Here is a 436-nt window from a genome sequence, read left to right as displayed (position 1 = left end):
CGGTTTATCCCGTATCGAGGGTTCGAATCCCTCCTTCACCGCCATTATTTTGTTGGTGGTTAGAAATGACAATCAACACGTTTTCTCTAGCAAAGAAAACCATTTTTCAAATTGAGAAGTATTGCGCGTGTAGCTCAGCTGGATAGAGTACCTGGCTACGAACCAGGCGGTCGGAGGTTCGAATCCTCCCACGCGCACCATTTTAATGTAACGAGTTGTTTGACTTGTTATTGCACCAAATTTGTGTGGTGAGGTGGCCGAGAGGCTGAAGGCGCTCCCCTGCTAAGGGAGTATACGGTTTATCCCGTATCGAGGGTTCGAATCCCTCCTTCACCGCCATTCTTTGCCACCACTGAATTTACCTAAGGTAATGTTCATTGGTGGCACTGTTCCTTTTGTAGCTAAGAGGAACGCTTTATGAAAGAAGAAAGCACTG

At 46.8% G+C, this 436-nt stretch carries 2 tRNA genes; both read left to right on the top strand.

The features are described 5' to 3' along the window. Window positions 1-123: 123 nt before the first annotated feature. Window positions 124-200 (top strand) — tRNA-Arg (locus A1OO_RS12525). A 47-nt stretch (window positions 201-247) separates the two neighbouring features. Then, window positions 248-339 (top strand) — tRNA-Ser (locus tag A1OO_RS12520). The last annotated feature ends 97 nt before the right edge of the window (window positions 340-436 follow it).

Source organism: Enterovibrio norvegicus FF-33, from assembly GCF_000286835.2.
Lineage (GTDB): Bacteria > Pseudomonadota > Gammaproteobacteria > Enterobacterales > Vibrionaceae > Enterovibrio > Enterovibrio norvegicus_A.
This window is presented reverse-complemented; position numbering and strand designations above follow the sequence as displayed.